Raw genomic sequence first — 14,297 nt, 5'->3', positions numbered from 1 at the left:
CCGGGGCCGCACCCGCCTCAGCGGGGCGTCAGGAGGCAGAACTCGGTGCCGTCCGGGTCGGCCAGCACCACGTCGTCGGCGGTGTGCCGGCCCGTACCGGCCCGGGTCGCGCCGAGCGCCAGCAGCCGGTCGATCTCCGCGTCCCGGTCGCCGTCCGCGATCAGATCCAGGTGTACGCGGTCCCGCCCGCCGCTGGGCATCAGCGGCGGGCCGCTCCAGGTGACCTTCGCGCCCCCGCGCGGCGACTGGATCGCTGTCTCCTCGTCCTGGTCCCAGACCAGCGGCCAGCCCAGCGCCTCGCTCCAGAAGAGGCCTGCCGCCCGGGTGCCGTCGCAGTTGACAGCGCCGACCGGGCCGCAGCCGGCGAGGAAGTTGTTGCCCGCCTCGATGACGCAGAACTCGTTGCCCTCCGGGTCGGCGAGCACCACCTGGTCGTCGTCCGGCCCCTGGCCGATGTCGATGTGCTGCCCGCCCAGCGTCAGCGCCCGGTCGACGGTGTCCCGCTGGGCCTGCGGCGAGGCGCTGGTCAGGTCGAAGTGGATCCGGTTCTGCACTGTCTTCGGCGCAGTGCTGGGCAGGAACCGGATGCGGAAGTCGCTGTGGGCGTCGCCGCCCAGCGCCACGCCTTCGCGCGGGTCGTCGAGGATCTCCCGGCCGAGCACCCCGGACCAGAACCGCGCGAGCCGCCGTGGGTCGCCCGCGTCGAGGCTGACCGCGTAGAGGTGAACCGCCATCCGCCCGTCTCCGATCCGCCGCCGTCGTCGGCGGCAGGTCAGGAGCGTAGGCCGGGCGGCCCGGCCGCGCAGCCGGATTTCCCCCGCTGTCGCGTTACTTCGCCGGGAGGGTGCGCGCGAAGCGGACGCCCCTGCCGACCCAGCGGGTCAGGTCCGGGTCGCGCTCGCAGGCATCGGGCGACACGGTGACCCAGCCCCGCATCTCCCGGCCCCGCATGACTGTCGCCTCGGCGCCGGGCTCGGCCAGCGCGCGCTCGGCCTCGGCCGGGTCGACCCGGACCATCAGGCCGCCCGCGCCGCGCACGACCACCGCCATGTTGCCGCGCAGCATCATCGCCAGGCCGCCGAACATGCGCCGCTCGGTGATGCCGGGCTCGTGCCCGAGGGCTTCCCGTACCCGGTTCGCCAGGTCCTCGTCGTAGGCCATGACGGCATCGTGGCATCCGGGTCCGACAGCGGGCGCGCCTCAGGCGCCCACGCGCTGTTCGGGGATGGACAGGCCGTACAGCGCCATCAGCTCCGGGCTGTCGATCCGGCTGCCGTCGGCCACCGCGTCGCAGGCGATGTCGACGATCTGGTCCTTGTGCGCCAGCAGGTACGGCCGCGCCCCCACGTCCGCGCTGGCCAGCGTGGCGATGCCGGACCAGTGCCGGCGGCCGAACAGCATCGGGTAGCCGCGCAGCCCGTCGTAGGTGGCGCAGACCAACACGTCCGGGTACGGCAGCGCGGTCACCCGGCGGACCGCCGCCGCGGTGAGCCCGGGCATGTCCACAGGCACCACGACGACCGCCTCGATGTCGTCGTCGGTGAGCGCGGCGAGCCCGGCCCGGATCGAGGAGCCCACCCCGGTGCCCCAGGCACGGTTGACCACCACAGTGGCGCCGCTCAGGTCGGTGGTCTGCCGCACCTGCTCGGCCGCCGCGCCCAGGACGACCACGACCTGTGCGCAGCCCGCCTCGGCCATCGTGTCGATCATCTGGCTGACCAGCGGCTTCTCGCCCTGGTGCAGCAGCGCTTCGGGTCCGCCGATGCGGCGGCCGCCACCGGCGGCGATGATCATTGCAGCGATCCGGTTCAGCGGTGCCCCCTCGATCAGGGGACGGACCGGGCACAGCCGCCCGGTCCGTCCCGTCGTACGCACACCGGGCCCAACGAGCGCGGCCGGGGGCGGGTAGCGGGGCAAAACGGAAAATTGCGTGACTATGCCGCGTCCGCGTAGCAGTCCACTGTCGACAGGTCGAGCGGGAACCGGACCGGGGTGTCGCCGAACAGCAGGCGGGTGGCCCGCACGCCGGCAGCGGTGACCGCCTCGGCGACGGTTGCCGCCTGCCCGGCCGGGCAGTGCACCATCACCTCGTCGTGCTGGAAGAAGACCAGCTCCGCCTCCGTGCCGGCCAGCTCGGTGCGCAACGTGGCCAGCAGCGTCGAGGCCCACTCGGCAGCAGTGGCCTGGATGACGAAGTTGCGGGTGAAGCGCCCCCGCGAGCGGGCCGCCCGAGCCGACGGGCTGTGCGGATCGGCCCCGCCGTCAGGCATCGCCTCCTCCCCCTCGGCGAACCCCGCCGACCCGGGCGGGCAGGTACGCCCCAGCCAGGACCGGACCAGCCCGCCCGCCTCACCGGTGCGCGCCGCCGCCTCGACGTAGCCGAACGCGGTCGGATAGTTCTTCCGCAGCACCGCCAGGGCCGGCACCGCCGCCCCGCCGGTCTGCCCGTACATCGCCCCGAGCAGGGCCACCTTGGCCTTCGCCCGGTCACCGGCGAACGCGTCCCGGGCCAGCGCCGCGTACAGGTCACCGGCGCCGCCCGCCGCCGCCAGCCGCTCGTCCTCGGAAACCGCCGCGAGCACACGCGGTTCGAGCTGACCCGCGTCGGCCACCACGAACGTCCAGCCCGGGTCCGCCACCACTGCCTGCCGGATCACCTTCGGGATCTGCAACGCCCCACCGCCCCGGGTCGCCCACCGGCCGGAGACCACGCCGCCCGGTACGTACTCCGGGTGGAACCGGCCGCCGGAGACCCAGGCGTCGCGCCAGGCCCAGCCGTGCGCCGTCCAGATCCGGTACAGCTCCTTGTATTCGAGGACCAGCGGCGCCGCCGGGTGCTCCACCCCGCGCAGCACCCAGGCGCGCGTGTTCGGCAGATCCACGCCCACGCGGGCGAACGCCCGCAACAGCTCCGCGGGCGAGTCGGCGTGCACCTGGCGTACGCCGAACGCGTCAGCGATCCGGGCCTGCAACTCGGCCAGCCGGCGCGGCGGCCCACCGACCGGGGACGGCTCGCCGAGCAGGTCGGCCAGGATGGCGTCGTGCACATCGGCGCGCCAGGGCAGCCCGGCCGCACCCATCTCGGCCGCCACCAGCGCGCCCGCCGACTCGGCGGCCACCAGCAGCCGGAACCGGCCGGGATGGGTGGTCGCGGCGATCCGGGCGAGCTGGTCTGCGTACACCCGGGTCAACGCCGTGATGCCCGGACCGGGCGGGCCGGACGGCGGCTCGAAGAGCGCGGCCTGGGCGTGGCCGGGCGGCTCGGGCGGGCGGGGCGCCGGGTCCGGCGGGACCGGCGCGCCGGTGACCCGGGCCCAGGCGGCTGGTAGCGCGCGGGGCTCGCCCCACCGGCCCGCGTGCCCGAGCAGCAGCGCCTCGGTCAGCTCGACGTCGTGGCAGCGGTCGAGCCGCACCCCGGCGCGCAGCAGCGCGGGGTAGACGCCCGCCCAGGCGGCCCAGACCCAGCGGGGGTGCCCGGCGGCCTCCCGGGCGGCCACGGCGGCGGCCAGGTCGGTGACCTCCTCGGCCGGGCCGGTCGGGGTGCCGTCGGCGTGCAGCGGTTGCAGCACGCCGCCGCCCCGCTCGTCCGCCACCACCGCCACCAGCACGGACGCATTCTGCCCCCTCCCCCTGACACGCTCCGCGTGTAAGGAAGGGCCCCCTCTTAACGCCTGCGGTAGAGGAAGGGCCCCTTGTTAACGCTGCGCGTTAACAAGGGGCCCTTCCTTACACCCCGGAGGGTTATTTGCTGACGCCGGCGGTGAGGCCGGACTGCACCTGGCGCTGGAAGACGATGTACACGATCAGCACCGGAAGCATCGCCATGGTGACACCGGCGAAGAGTCCGCTCCAGTCGGACTTGTAGCCCTGGTTGACCGACAGCTCGATCAGACCCTGGGCGATCACCTGGTTCTTCGGCTCGCCGGACACCGACTGCATGAGCAGCGTCGGCAGGTACCACTGGTTCCACTGGCCGAGCACGTTGAAGATGCCGATGCTGATCAGGCCCGGCTTGGCCATCGGCAGCATCACGCTGAAGAACGTGCGGGTGTGCGAGGCCCCGTCGACCTGGGCCGCCTCGGCGATCGAGTCGGGCAGCGTCCGGAAGAACGAGTGCATGAAGAAGATCGTGAACGACAGCGACCAGGCCACGTAGACCAGGATCAGCATGAGGTGCTTGTTCGGGCCGAGCAGCGGGAGGCTCACCCCGGTGTTGTAGACGCCCTTGAACAGCGGCACAGCGGCCAGGTAGATCGGCAGCGTCAGCCCGGACAGGAACATCCAGTAGATCAGCCGGTTGCCGCGGAACTCGTAGCGCGCCAGGGCGTACGCGGCCATCGAGCCCAGCAGCATCGTCAGCGTCACGCTGAACACGAGCACGAGCAGCGTGTTCAGGAAGAAGCTGTCGATCCCGGCGGTCCAGGCGCGGGCGAAGTTGTCCCACTGCAACGCGTCGGGGATCAGCGACAGCGGCTCGCGGATCACCTCGGAGTCGGTCTTGAGCGCCGACATCACCACCCACAGCAGCGGGTAGACCACCATGATCGCCCAGACCGCGAGGAACAGGTGCGAGAAGCCGTTGAAGATCCGGCCGCCGAAGCCGTTGCCGACGTCCTTCGCGCGCCGGTCCGCCGGCGGCCGGTCCGGCGGCGCCGTGTCGGACCGGGCCGGGCCGGAGGTGTGGGTCACAGTGCTCATCGTCCAGACCTCCTCAGTACTCGATCCGCTCACGGCGGGTGATCCTCAGCTGGAGCGCGGCCAGCAGGATGGTGAAGATGGCCAGCGCGACGGCGATCGCGCAGGCGTAACCGAACTGGCCCTTCTGGAACGCGTTGAACTGGATCACCGAGGCGAAGATCTCGCTGGCGTGGTTCGGCCCGCCCTGGCTCGGCGTCATGACGAAGACCAGCGCGTACATGTCCAGCGCGATGAAGCCCAGGTAGACCCAGGCGACCGAGATGCTGTCCCGCAGCAGCGGCAGGGTCACCCGGAAGAACGTGTGGAACCGGCCCGCGCCGTCGAGGATCGCGGCCTCGTAGATGTCCTTCGGGATGGACTGCATCGCGGCGGAGAACAGCACCATGTAGAAGCCGGCGCCGCTCCACACCGCGATGAACAGCAGCCACCAGAGCACCGCCGGCACACCGAGGAACGGCTCCGGGTCGGCGGTGAAGGCGATCGGGTTGTCCGCGTCGACCAGCCCGATCTTGATGAGCAGGCCGTTGATCAGGCCCTGCCCGTCGGTTCGGTAGATCTGCTGCCACATGACGGCGATGACCACCAGCGACAGCACCTGCGGGAAGAAGAAAATGACCTTGTAGAGCCCGGAGCCGAACACCCCGCGGATGCCGGCCCTGTCCTCGCGTCCGCCCACGTTGAGCAGGAACGCGAGGAACAGGGCCAGCGCGATCGTGAACAGCGGCACGGTGACCAGGAAGAACACGTTGTGCCAGAACGCCTTCCGGATCAGCTCGTCGGAGAACAGCCGGACGTAGTTGTCCAGCCCGACGAAGCGCTGGGAATCGGAGTACCCGCCCCAGTCGGTCAGCGAGTAACCCGCCGCCTGGGCGAACGGCCACACCACGTAGAACAGGTACAGCGCGACGGGCAGGGCCAGGAAGCCCGTGACGAAACGCGCGACTCCGTGCCGCATTGGACTCACTTCCTCGCGGTGATCAGGCGGTGCGGGTCTGCTTCTTGATCGACGAGTCCTTGGCGACCTTGTCGGCGGCCGCCTGCATCTTGTCGACGAACTGCTGCGCGGTCAGGCGGCCGGCCATCAGCTCCTCGGAGAGGTTCTGGCTCTCCTTGTCCAGGTCGGCGTAGAAGTCCGGGAACTTCACCGAGATCAGGTCCGAGCTGCCGTTCTTCATCAGCGAGTTCGCCGACGCCAGCGCGGTGTCCTGGACGTTGTCGCCGGAGCCCTTGGTGGAGGCCAGCGACTTGGTCAGCTCGGCGAACTTCGCCGAACCGGCCTTGGAGAGGATGGCCCGCAGGAACTCCTTCGCGGCCTCCTTGTTCGGCGCCTTGCTCGGCACCACGAAGCCCTCGCCGGAGGAGGCGAAGACGTCCTTGGCGGCCTTGTCCCCGCTCTTGCTCCAGTAGTCGGAGATGGTCATCTCGAAGCCCGGCGGGATGGTCGCGGCCATCTCGTTCTTCAGCCAGGTGCCGACCTGGATGAAGGCCGCCTTGCCGTCCAGGAACGCCTGCTGCGACTGGGTGTGGTCGAGCTTGCCCGGCAGCAGCAGCTTGTCCTTGACCAGCTTCTCCCACGGCTCCAGCGCCGCGACGATGCCGTCGGCCTTCCAGGCGCCGTCCTTCAGGTTGTCGATGTCGACGACGGCCTGCTTGCCGACCGCCTTCCAGATGCTGGCGAACAGCGCCCAGCGCGGGTAGTAGCCGTGCACCGCGTCGTGCACGTACGGCGCCATGCCCTTGGCCTTGATCTTCGGCGCGAGCGCGAAGAACTCGTCCCAGGTGGTCGGCGCCGTCCAGCCCTCCTTCTTGAACAGCGCGGCGTTGTACCAGTTGCCCCACACCGTGTACGCGACGTTCACGACGTAGAACTTGCCGTTCTGCGTACCGTCGGCGACAGTGCCCGGCAGCAGGCTGTCGGCCACAGTCCCCTCGCTGTCCCAGGCCGGCGCGGTGAGCAGGTCGTCCAGCGGCTCGATCGCGCCCTCGTTGATCAGCGTGCTGCGGTCCATCATGTCGGCGCCCGAGTTCATCACCAGATCGCTCGGCTGCGTCGCCATCTTGGGCTGCTCTTCGGTCTTGATCTTCTGGGTCGAAGACATGTTGACCGTGATGTTCGGGTGCTTGGCGTTGAAGATGACCTTGTCTTCCTTGGCCCACTGGTCACCCAGGCCACCGTTGAAGACGACCACCTTGACCGCGCTGCCGTCCTTGACGCCGAACGGGTTGTCCTTGCTCTTGGCCGCGCCGCCGCCGTCGGACTTGCTCGGCTCGCTGCCGGCGCACGCGCTCAGCAGACCCGCCGCCGGTACGGCCAGCAGACCGGCCGCCGCGGCGCGCCGCAGCAGGGTCCGACGGCTGACGTCGCCGAACTTCTCGGGGGAAACCGACATCTTGTCTCTCCTTGTGGGTCGGGTCAGGCGGTCCGCCGGAGACGCCCGGCGTACCGCGACTCGAGGGCGAGGTTGTGCTCGTCCCCACCGGGGACGTTGGCGGAGAGGTAGACAGGGGGTACCTCTCCGGCCTGGTGGAACCGTCGTACGACCTCGGCGGTCAGCAGCTGCGCCAGCAGCGCCGCGGTGACCGACGAGACCGCACAGACCGCGCCGCCGCCCTCGAGCGGCAGCAGTGCGTCGCCGTACGGCGCGCCGTTGTCCAGCACGACGTCGGCGAGGTCGGCGAGCCGGTGCCCGGAGGGGTGCCGAGGAGCTACCCGGGCGGTGTGCTCGACCGAGGTGACAGCGATCAACGGATGGCCGCCGCGCTTGACCAGCGTCGCCAGCTCGACCACCGAGCCGTTGATGCCGGACTGCGAGGCGACCACGAACACGTCCCCCGGCTGCGGCGCCGCCAGGGCGTAGAGCTGGTGCGCCACGGCCGGGTCGCGTTCCAGCTTCGGGTCGGCGAGCACGTCGCGGGGCGCGTCGCCGTGCAACACGAGGTCGTGCAGGGAGAGCCGGTTGGCGGGGACCAGGCCACCGGCCCGGGCGACCAGCTCGGCGGCGAACGCCTCCGAGTGGCCGGCGCCGAACGCCTGGAGCACGCATCCTGCGCGCAGCCCGGAGGCGATCAGGTCGGCCGCGCGATCCACCGCCACGGCCTGGCTGTCCACCAGCCGGTCGAGCACCGGGCGGACCGCGTCGGCGTACCGCTGGGCACTGATCATGAGAGGGCCCCCTTCGCGGCCTTGTGCCCGTCGACGGCCTGGGCGGTACGCCGGAAGGCCGCGTGGGCGCGGTCGTGGGTGCGCTGCGCCACCGCGATGTAGAGCAGGTCGAGCACGACGAGCTGCGGGTGCCGGGCGGAGAGCGCGTCCGGCCGGAACGTGGTGGCCTGGCTCGCGGTCACCAGCACGATGTCGGCCAGCTCGGCCAGCGGCGAGCGGGGGAAGCCGGTCAGCGCGACTGTGGTGGCCCCGCGACTGCCGGCCTCGGCGAGCAGCTCGATCGTCTCCCGGGTCTGCCCGGTGTGCGAGATGCCGAGCGCCACGTCCCCGGCGCCCAGCAGCGCGGCACTGGCGAGTCCCTCGTGCACGTCGCTCCAGGCCCACGCGGCGACGCCGATGCGGTGCAGGCTGAACTGCATCTCCTCGCCGACGAGCGCGCTGCCGCTGGCCCCGAAGATGTTCACCCGGCTGGCCCCGGCGATGGCGACCGCCGCGCGTTCCACCTCGGCCAGGTCGAGCAGCGCGGCGGTGTCGTGCATGGCCCGCGTGTCGGCGGCCATGATCTGGTCGAGCACCCGGGACAGCGGGTCGCCGGGCTGGATCTCCCGTCCGATGTCGACGGTCCAGCCGGCCGAGCGGGCCCGCCCGGTCTCGGCGGCGATGCCGAGCCGCAGGTCGGCGTATCCCTCGAAGCCCATCGCCCGGCAGAACCGGGTGATGGTCGCCGGTGACGTGCCGCTACGCTCGGCCAGCTCGACGATGGTGGCCCGGGCCGCCGCCTCCGGGTCGCTGAGCACGTGCTCGGCGACCCGGCGCAGCGCCCCGGTCAACTCCCCCGTACCGGCCCGGACCCTGGCCAGCACCCCGTCGGCGCCCAGCCGGTCGGCCGGACCGGCATCGACCACCGCGGTCGCCGCGGAAGTCTCCACCTCGTGCTCGACCATCGGCGGAAGCCTTTCGGAAAAGAGTGTTAACTGTTAGTGGTAAAAGTTCTTACTGAAGGGCCCTCCGTGTCAAGGGCGTGGGCGAAGTTTTCAAACTGTTACCTGGCGCACCGGCGCGATCTTGCGCCCGGCGACGCGGCCGACCAGCATGAGGACCATGTCGGACACCGTCGTGCTCGGCCTCGATGTCGGGGGCACGTCCACCCGCGCGACCGCGCTGAGCCTCGACGGCACGCGTCTGGGCGCCGGCCGGGCCGGCGGCGGCAACCCCACCAGCCACGGCGCCGAGCGGGCCGCCGCCGAACTGCTCGCCGCCCTGCGCGCGGCGCTCGCCGACATCGACCCCCATCGGGTACGCGCCGGCGTCATCGGCCTCGCCGGAGCCGGCCGCCTCCTGGCCGACCCGCGCGGCCGGGACGCGTTCGACCACGCGTGGGCCGAGGCGGGGCTGCGATGCCCGTACACCGTGCACGGCGACGCGCTCGTCGCCTACGCCTCCGGCACCGCCGCCCCGGACGGCACGGTGCTCGTCGCCGGCACCGGCGCCATCGCCGCCCACGTACGCGACCTGCGGCTGGACCGCACCGCCGACGGCCACGGCTGGCTGCTCGGCGACGCGGGTTCCGGGTTCTGGCTCGGCCGCGAGGCGGTCCGGCGGCTGCTGACCGACCTGGACCGCGCGGAGACCCCCGGTGAGCTGGGACGCCGGGTGCTGGCCGAGCTGACCGGCACGACCGCTGTGGACGCTCAGCCGCGTGCGACGGCCGGAGCCGTGGTGCAGGCGGTGACCCGGCGGCCGCCTGTGGAACTGGCCCGGCTCGCGCCGCTCGTGGTGTCGTCGGCACGGGACGGGGAACCGGCAGCCGCCGCGCTGATCGCCGAGGCCGCGGCGCTGCTGGCCGAGAGCGTGTCCCGCATCCGCCCGCCCGGCGCCACCGAACCGGTGGTGCTCGGCGGCGGGCTGCTCACCGGTGACACCCCGCTGGCCGGCGCGGTACGCGTGGAACTGGCAGGCCGCTGGCCGGACGCGCCGCTGCACGCCGCCGGGGACGGTGCGGCAGCCGCGGCCTGGCTCGCCGCCCGCGACCTGCCCGAGGTGACCGACCCGGCGGCACTGCACACCCGCCTGGTGCCCCCGCCCACCTGACCCGCCCTGCTGGCCGCCCCGCCGCGCTGGCCTTGCCGCGCTGGCCGCCGCCCTGCCGCGCTGGCCGCCGCGCTGCGGCGGCCGCTGTTGGGTGGAACGCCATGGGTGTCAAAACGGCGGTTTGACACCCATGACGTTCCACTCGCGGCTTCCGGCAGTTCTCGGCGTGAGCCGGGGCGCTCCGGCTGATCAGTATCGGTCCTGCGAACCCGGCTGATTCGGGTGCCAGCCCTGCGGCGCGGGCTGACCCGGGTGCCCCTGCGGCGCGGGGCCGTACTGCGTGGGCTGACCAGGGTGGCCCTGGGGCGCGCTGCCCTGAGGCGCGGGCGGATTCGGGTACCAGCCCTGCGGGGCGGGCTGACCCGGGTGCCCCTGCGGCGCGGCGCCGTACGGTGCGGGCTGACCCGGGGCGTGCTGGCCCTGGGCGGGCGGGAACGCCGGGCCGGGCTGACCGTGCCCCGCCCCCGGGTACATGCCGGGCTGCTGCTGCCCACCCGGGTACTGCGGCGCGCCCGCGAACTGCTGCTGCCCGCCCGGGTGCTGCTGACCACCCGGGAACGACGGTCCGCCCGGGTACTGCTGGCCGCCCGCGAACTGCGGTCCGCCCGCGAACTGCTGCGCCGCGGCCTGCTCGCGCGCTTCCTTGCGTGCCTTCACCGCGCGCACGATCAGCAGGATCGGCAACACGAAGACGTAGAAGAAGATCCGGTAGCTGTCGCCGTCGAAGAGGAACAGCAGATAGAAGCCGTACCCGAAGAAGGCCAGGCCGATCACCACGTTGAGGATCCGGGAGCCGGTCCCCTGTTCCTTGACCGCCACACCGACGGCGATCATCGCGATGCCACCGAGCAGCAGCAACAGCGTGTAGAGGAGGAAGAACATGAGATTCCTGTCGATAGATGAGCGTGCCGGCCCACCCTAGGTCAGCTCGATCTTCCCCACTGTCCCGTTGCCTGTGGCAACCACCTCACTTGAGCTGCCCGGCGGTCAGTCCGGACTGGACCTGACGCTGGAACGCCACGTACACCACGAGCACCGGCAGCACCGCGATGGTCAGGCCGGCGAACAACTGGGCGTAGTCACCGGCGTAGCCCTGGCTCACCGCGAGCGAACTCAGCCCCTGGGCGAGCATCCGGTCCTGGCCGTCGCCGGGCAGGAGCACCTGCGGCAGCAGGAACTGGTTCCAGTGGCTGAGGAAGTTGAAGATCCCGACACTAATCAGTCCCGGTCTCGCCATCGGCAGCATCACCCGGAAGAACAGCCGGAAGTGCCCACACCCGTCGATCAGCGCGGCCTCCGCCACCGACGTCGGCAGCGTCCGGAAGAACGCGGTCAGGAAGAACACGGTGAACGGCAGCGAGTACGCGGTGTAGACCAGGATCAGGCCCGGCCAGGTGCCGAGCAGACCGACGCTGCGGACCACGAAGAACAGCGGCACCAGCGCCAGGAAGACCGGGAACATCATGCCGCCGACGAACAGGTAGTAGACGACCTGCCGGCCGCGGAACTCGTACCGCGCGAAGACGTACGCGGCGGTGGCGCCGAGCAGCATGGTCAGGCTCAGCGAGCCGGCCACCACGACCAGGCTGTTGAAGAAGAACCGGCCGATGTGGGCGCTGGTCCAGGCGCGCGACCAGTTGTCGAACCGCAGCGCCTCGGGCAGCCCCCACGGCTCGGCGATGATCTCGCCGTTGCTCTTCAGCGAGCTGAGCACCATCCAGGCCAGCGGCAGGACGGTCATCGCCGCCCAGAGCAGCAGGAAGCCGTGCGAGAAGACGTTCGCCACGCCCAGCTCGCGGCGCGGCGGCCGGTCGGCGGATCGGCCCGCGCCGGCCGGGTGGGTCGCGTCGTCCGGGCGGGTCGTGCCGGCGGTCGTGGCGCCGGTCGCCGCACCGGGGTCCACTGTGGTCACGAGTACTCGATCCGATCACGCCGGGCGGTGCGCAGCGCCAGCACCGCCACCGAGAGGGTCAGGAAGAACATCGCCACGCCGATCGCCGAGGCGTACCCGAACTTGTTCTCGCTGCCGAACGACGTGTCGTACATCCGCAGCCCGATCACGTCGGAGGAGAAGTTCGGCCCGCCGTTGGTCATGAGCTGGACCAGGATGAAGCCGTCCAGCGCGGCGATGGCGAGGTAGATCCAGGCCACCTGGATGGTGTCCCAGAGCAGCGGAATGGTGATCTTCCGCAGCATCGTGGTGCGGGACGCGCCGTCGAGCAGCACCGCCTCGTAGATGTCACGCGGGATGGCCTGCATGGCGGCGCCGAAGAGCACCACGTAGAAGCCGACGTTGCTCCACACCATCACCGCCAGCACGCACCAGAACGCGAAGCGCGGGTCGCCGAGCCAGGCCGGGGTGGCCAGCCCGACGGCGCGCAGGGCGCCGTTGAGCAGGCCACTCGTCGGACTGTAGATCTCCTTCCAGAGCAGCGCGATGATCACCACCGAGAGCACCTGGGGGAAGAAGTAGACGAGCCGGTAGACCGAGGTGCCGCGCACCCCGGTCACACCGGCCCGGCCCTTGCGGCCGCCCATGGTGAGCATGCTGGCGAAGAACAGGCCCAGCCCGATCGTCACCACCGGCACCACGGCGAGCAGGATCGCGTTGTTCTTCAACGCGTTCCACACGTACCCGTCGTGCAGCAGCGTGCGGAAGTTCGCCATGCCGACCGGGTCGGCCTGCGCGGAGTAGCCCATCCAGTCGGTGGTGGAGATCTGAAAAGCCTGGAGGTACGGCGACAGCACGAAGATGCCGTACAACGCCAGTGGTGGCAGCAGGAACGTGAGGATCAGGGGGAGGCGGCCCTGTCGCATCACGCGGACCGCTTGTACTTCTTGACCGAGTTGTCCTGGGCGATCGAGTCGGCGCCCTTCTGGCACTGGTCGAGGAACTCGGCCGGGGAGATCCGGCCGCTGAAGAACTCGCCGCAGGCCGCGTCGACCAGGTTGCGCTCCAGCTTGCGGTAGTAGTTGTTGTAGACCCAGTTGAAGCCGTTGGACCCGGACGCGTCGAGCGCCTTGACCACGGTGCTGAGCCCGTACGGCAGGTCGATGCCCTCGGTGGCGCCGGCGACCACGGGCAGGCTGGCGACCTTCTTGGTGAAGTCCTGGGCGCCCTTGCGGGACAGCATGGTGCGGAAGTACTCCAGGCCGCCGGCGACGTTGCGCGCCTTCGCCGGCACCATGAACGGCTCGCCCGCGGTGCCGCGGATCGCCTCGTACGGCAGCTTGTCGCCGCTGCCCAGGCTCGGCGTGGGCGCGACCGTCATGTTGAAGCCGGCCGGCGTGACGTCCTTCTGCTCGCTCTCCAGCCAGGAGCCGCAGGAGATGAACGCGGCCTTGCCCTGGCACCACGCGGTCTGCGACTGCTTGTGGTCCAGGCCCGGGGATCCGTCGAGGATGAACTTGTCCTTGACGATCTGGTGCCAGGCGTCGGCGGCGGTCTTCATGGCGTCCGACTTCCAGGCGTTGGGCTCCAGGTTGTCGATCGCCAGCGCCACGGACGGGCCGCCGAGCTTGATCGCGGTGGAGATCAGCGGCCAGCTCATGTAGCGGGGGTGCACACCGGCGTACGTCCAGGGGGCGATGCCCGCGGCCTTGATCCGGCGGCAGAGCGCGATGTGGTCGTCCCAGGTCTTGGCGTCCTCCCAGCCGCGGTCGGCGAACAGCTTGGTGGAGTGCCAGATGCCGTACACCGTGTAGGTGTAGTTGAGCACCAGGAACCGGCCGTCGTAGGAGCCGACCTCGACGGTGCCGGGCAGCAGCGTGTCCTTGACCGTCTTGCCGGGCGTGTCGAGGCTCGGCGCGGCGAGCAGCTCGCCCAGGTCGGCGAGCGCGTTCTGGGAGACCAGGCCGTTGAAGTCGATCTGGCCGGCGCCGGAGTTGTTGACCACGTCCGGCGGGCTGCCGTCGACGAAGCGGGGCTGGAGCGTCTTGCTGATCTCCGCGGTGGCCGAGTGCTTGATCTCCGCCTTCGGGTAGCGCTCCTTGTACATGGCCTCGTGGGCCTTGGCGTAGTCCTCCCCGAACCCGCCGTTGAAGATCACCACCTCCAGCGGGGCGTCCTCGGCCACGCCGAGCGGGTTCTGCTCGCTCTTGGTGCCCTTGTACGCGCCCTTGTCGCCCTCGTCGCCCCCACCCGACGTGGCGCAGCCGGCGAGCAGCCCGGCGGCGGGGGTGGCCAGCAGACCGGCGGCGGCGCTGCGCCGTAGGATCTCACGCCTGTTCATCGCATCTCCTCGGTCCGGGTACGCGCGGTGAGCACCCTGTCGCTTGTCTTCACAAGACGCATTTCCAATGAAGAATTTCTACGACAGTGCGACGGGGACCACAAGACCTCTCG

Annotated in this window: 14 protein-coding genes; 1 reads left to right on the top strand and 13 read right to left on the bottom strand. The window is 71.2% G+C overall.

Annotated features, from left to right (window positions below; genetic code table 11):
* Window positions 1–17 precede the first annotated feature (17 nt).
* The 9 genes from IF06_RS0119750 to IF06_RS0119710 form a co-directional block, all read right to left on the bottom strand.
* On the bottom strand, window positions 18–734 hold the full coding sequence (locus tag IF06_RS0119750) for a VOC family protein (RefSeq protein ID WP_030272739.1): 717 nt from the start codon (window positions 732–734) through the stop codon (window positions 18–20).
* 94 nt (window positions 735–828) lie between these two features.
* Window positions 829–1,161 carry a TfoX/Sxy family protein gene (locus tag IF06_RS0119745; RefSeq protein ID WP_013287333.1) on the bottom strand — a complete coding sequence of 111 codons (333 nt, stop codon included), beginning with the start codon at window positions 1,159–1,161 and terminating at the stop codon, window positions 829–831.
* Between the two features lie 39 nt (window positions 1,162–1,200).
* Window positions 1,201–1,794 carry a nucleotidyltransferase family protein gene (locus IF06_RS0119740; protein ID WP_013287334.1) on the bottom strand — a complete coding sequence of 198 codons (594 nt, stop codon included), beginning with the start codon at window positions 1,792–1,794 and terminating at the stop codon, window positions 1,201–1,203.
* 140 nt (window positions 1,795–1,934) lie between these two features.
* Window positions 1,935–3,608 (bottom strand): bifunctional 3'-5' exonuclease/DNA polymerase, encoded by a 1,674-nt coding sequence (locus IF06_RS0119735; RefSeq protein ID WP_030272737.1) that lies wholly within the window; start codon window positions 3,606–3,608, stop codon window positions 1,935–1,937.
* Window positions 3,609–3,741: 133 nt separating this feature from the next.
* Window positions 3,742–4,698: a carbohydrate ABC transporter permease gene (locus IF06_RS0119730; RefSeq protein WP_030272735.1), complete on the bottom strand. Its 957-nt coding sequence runs from the start codon at window positions 4,696–4,698 to the stop codon at window positions 3,742–3,744.
* A 13-nt stretch (window positions 4,699–4,711) separates the two neighbouring features.
* Window positions 4,712–5,653, bottom strand: coding sequence for a carbohydrate ABC transporter permease (locus tag IF06_RS0119725; protein WP_013287337.1), 942 nt, complete (start codon window positions 5,651–5,653; stop codon window positions 4,712–4,714).
* 22 nt (window positions 5,654–5,675) lie between these two features.
* Complete coding sequence (gene ngcE / locus IF06_RS0119720) at window positions 5,676–7,088, bottom strand: N-acetylglucosamine/diacetylchitobiose ABC transporter substrate-binding protein (protein ID WP_013287338.1); 1,413 nt, start codon at window positions 7,086–7,088, stop codon at window positions 5,676–5,678.
* A gap of 23 nt (window positions 7,089–7,111) precedes the next feature.
* Entirely contained in the window at window positions 7,112–7,861 is a 750-nt protein-coding gene (locus IF06_RS0119715) for an SIS domain-containing protein (RefSeq protein ID WP_013287339.1), read from the bottom strand.
* Window positions 7,858–8,805 (bottom strand): MurR/RpiR family transcriptional regulator, encoded by a 948-nt coding sequence (locus tag IF06_RS0119710; RefSeq protein ID WP_013287340.1) that lies wholly within the window; start codon window positions 8,803–8,805, stop codon window positions 7,858–7,860. The genes IF06_RS0119715 and IF06_RS0119710 overlap by 4 nt, the downstream gene beginning before the upstream one ends.
* A gap of 157 nt (window positions 8,806–8,962) precedes the next feature.
* Here IF06_RS0119710 and IF06_RS0119705 point away from each other — a divergent pair, with 157 nt between their 5' ends.
* Window positions 8,963–9,952, top strand: coding sequence for an N-acetylglucosamine kinase (locus tag IF06_RS0119705; RefSeq protein WP_030272733.1), 990 nt, complete (start codon window positions 8,963–8,965; stop codon window positions 9,950–9,952).
* Window positions 9,953–10,141: 189 nt separating this feature from the next.
* Here the strand turns inward: IF06_RS0119705 and IF06_RS0119700 are convergent, their stop codons facing one another.
* The 4 genes from IF06_RS0119700 to ngcE (IF06_RS0119685) form a co-directional block, all read right to left on the bottom strand.
* Window positions 10,142–10,834, bottom strand: a complete 693-nt coding sequence (locus IF06_RS0119700) for a hypothetical protein (RefSeq protein WP_030272731.1) — start codon at window positions 10,832–10,834, stop codon at window positions 10,142–10,144.
* Between the two features lie 85 nt (window positions 10,835–10,919).
* Window positions 10,920–11,864, bottom strand: a complete 945-nt coding sequence (locus IF06_RS0119695; RefSeq protein ID WP_013287343.1) for a carbohydrate ABC transporter permease — start codon at window positions 11,862–11,864, stop codon at window positions 10,920–10,922.
* Entirely contained in the window at window positions 11,861–12,769 is a 909-nt protein-coding gene (locus IF06_RS0119690) for a carbohydrate ABC transporter permease (RefSeq protein ID WP_013287344.1), read from the bottom strand. The genes IF06_RS0119695 and IF06_RS0119690 overlap by 4 nt, the downstream gene beginning before the upstream one ends.
* Window positions 12,769–14,184: an N-acetylglucosamine/diacetylchitobiose ABC transporter substrate-binding protein gene (ngcE, locus tag IF06_RS0119685; RefSeq protein WP_013287345.1), complete on the bottom strand. Its 1,416-nt coding sequence runs from the start codon at window positions 14,182–14,184 to the stop codon at window positions 12,769–12,771. Before ngcE (IF06_RS0119685) ends, IF06_RS0119690 begins: the two co-directional genes overlap by 1 nt.
* Window positions 14,185–14,297 lie beyond the last annotated feature (113 nt).

The sequence above is a fragment of the Micromonospora globosa genome, assembly GCF_000717585.1.
In the GTDB taxonomy this organism is placed as follows: Bacteria; Actinomycetota; Actinomycetes; order Mycobacteriales; family Micromonosporaceae; genus Micromonospora; species Micromonospora aurantiaca.
Note: the sequence above shows the minus strand (reverse complement) of the source record. Positions and strands in the feature narration are given on the sequence as shown.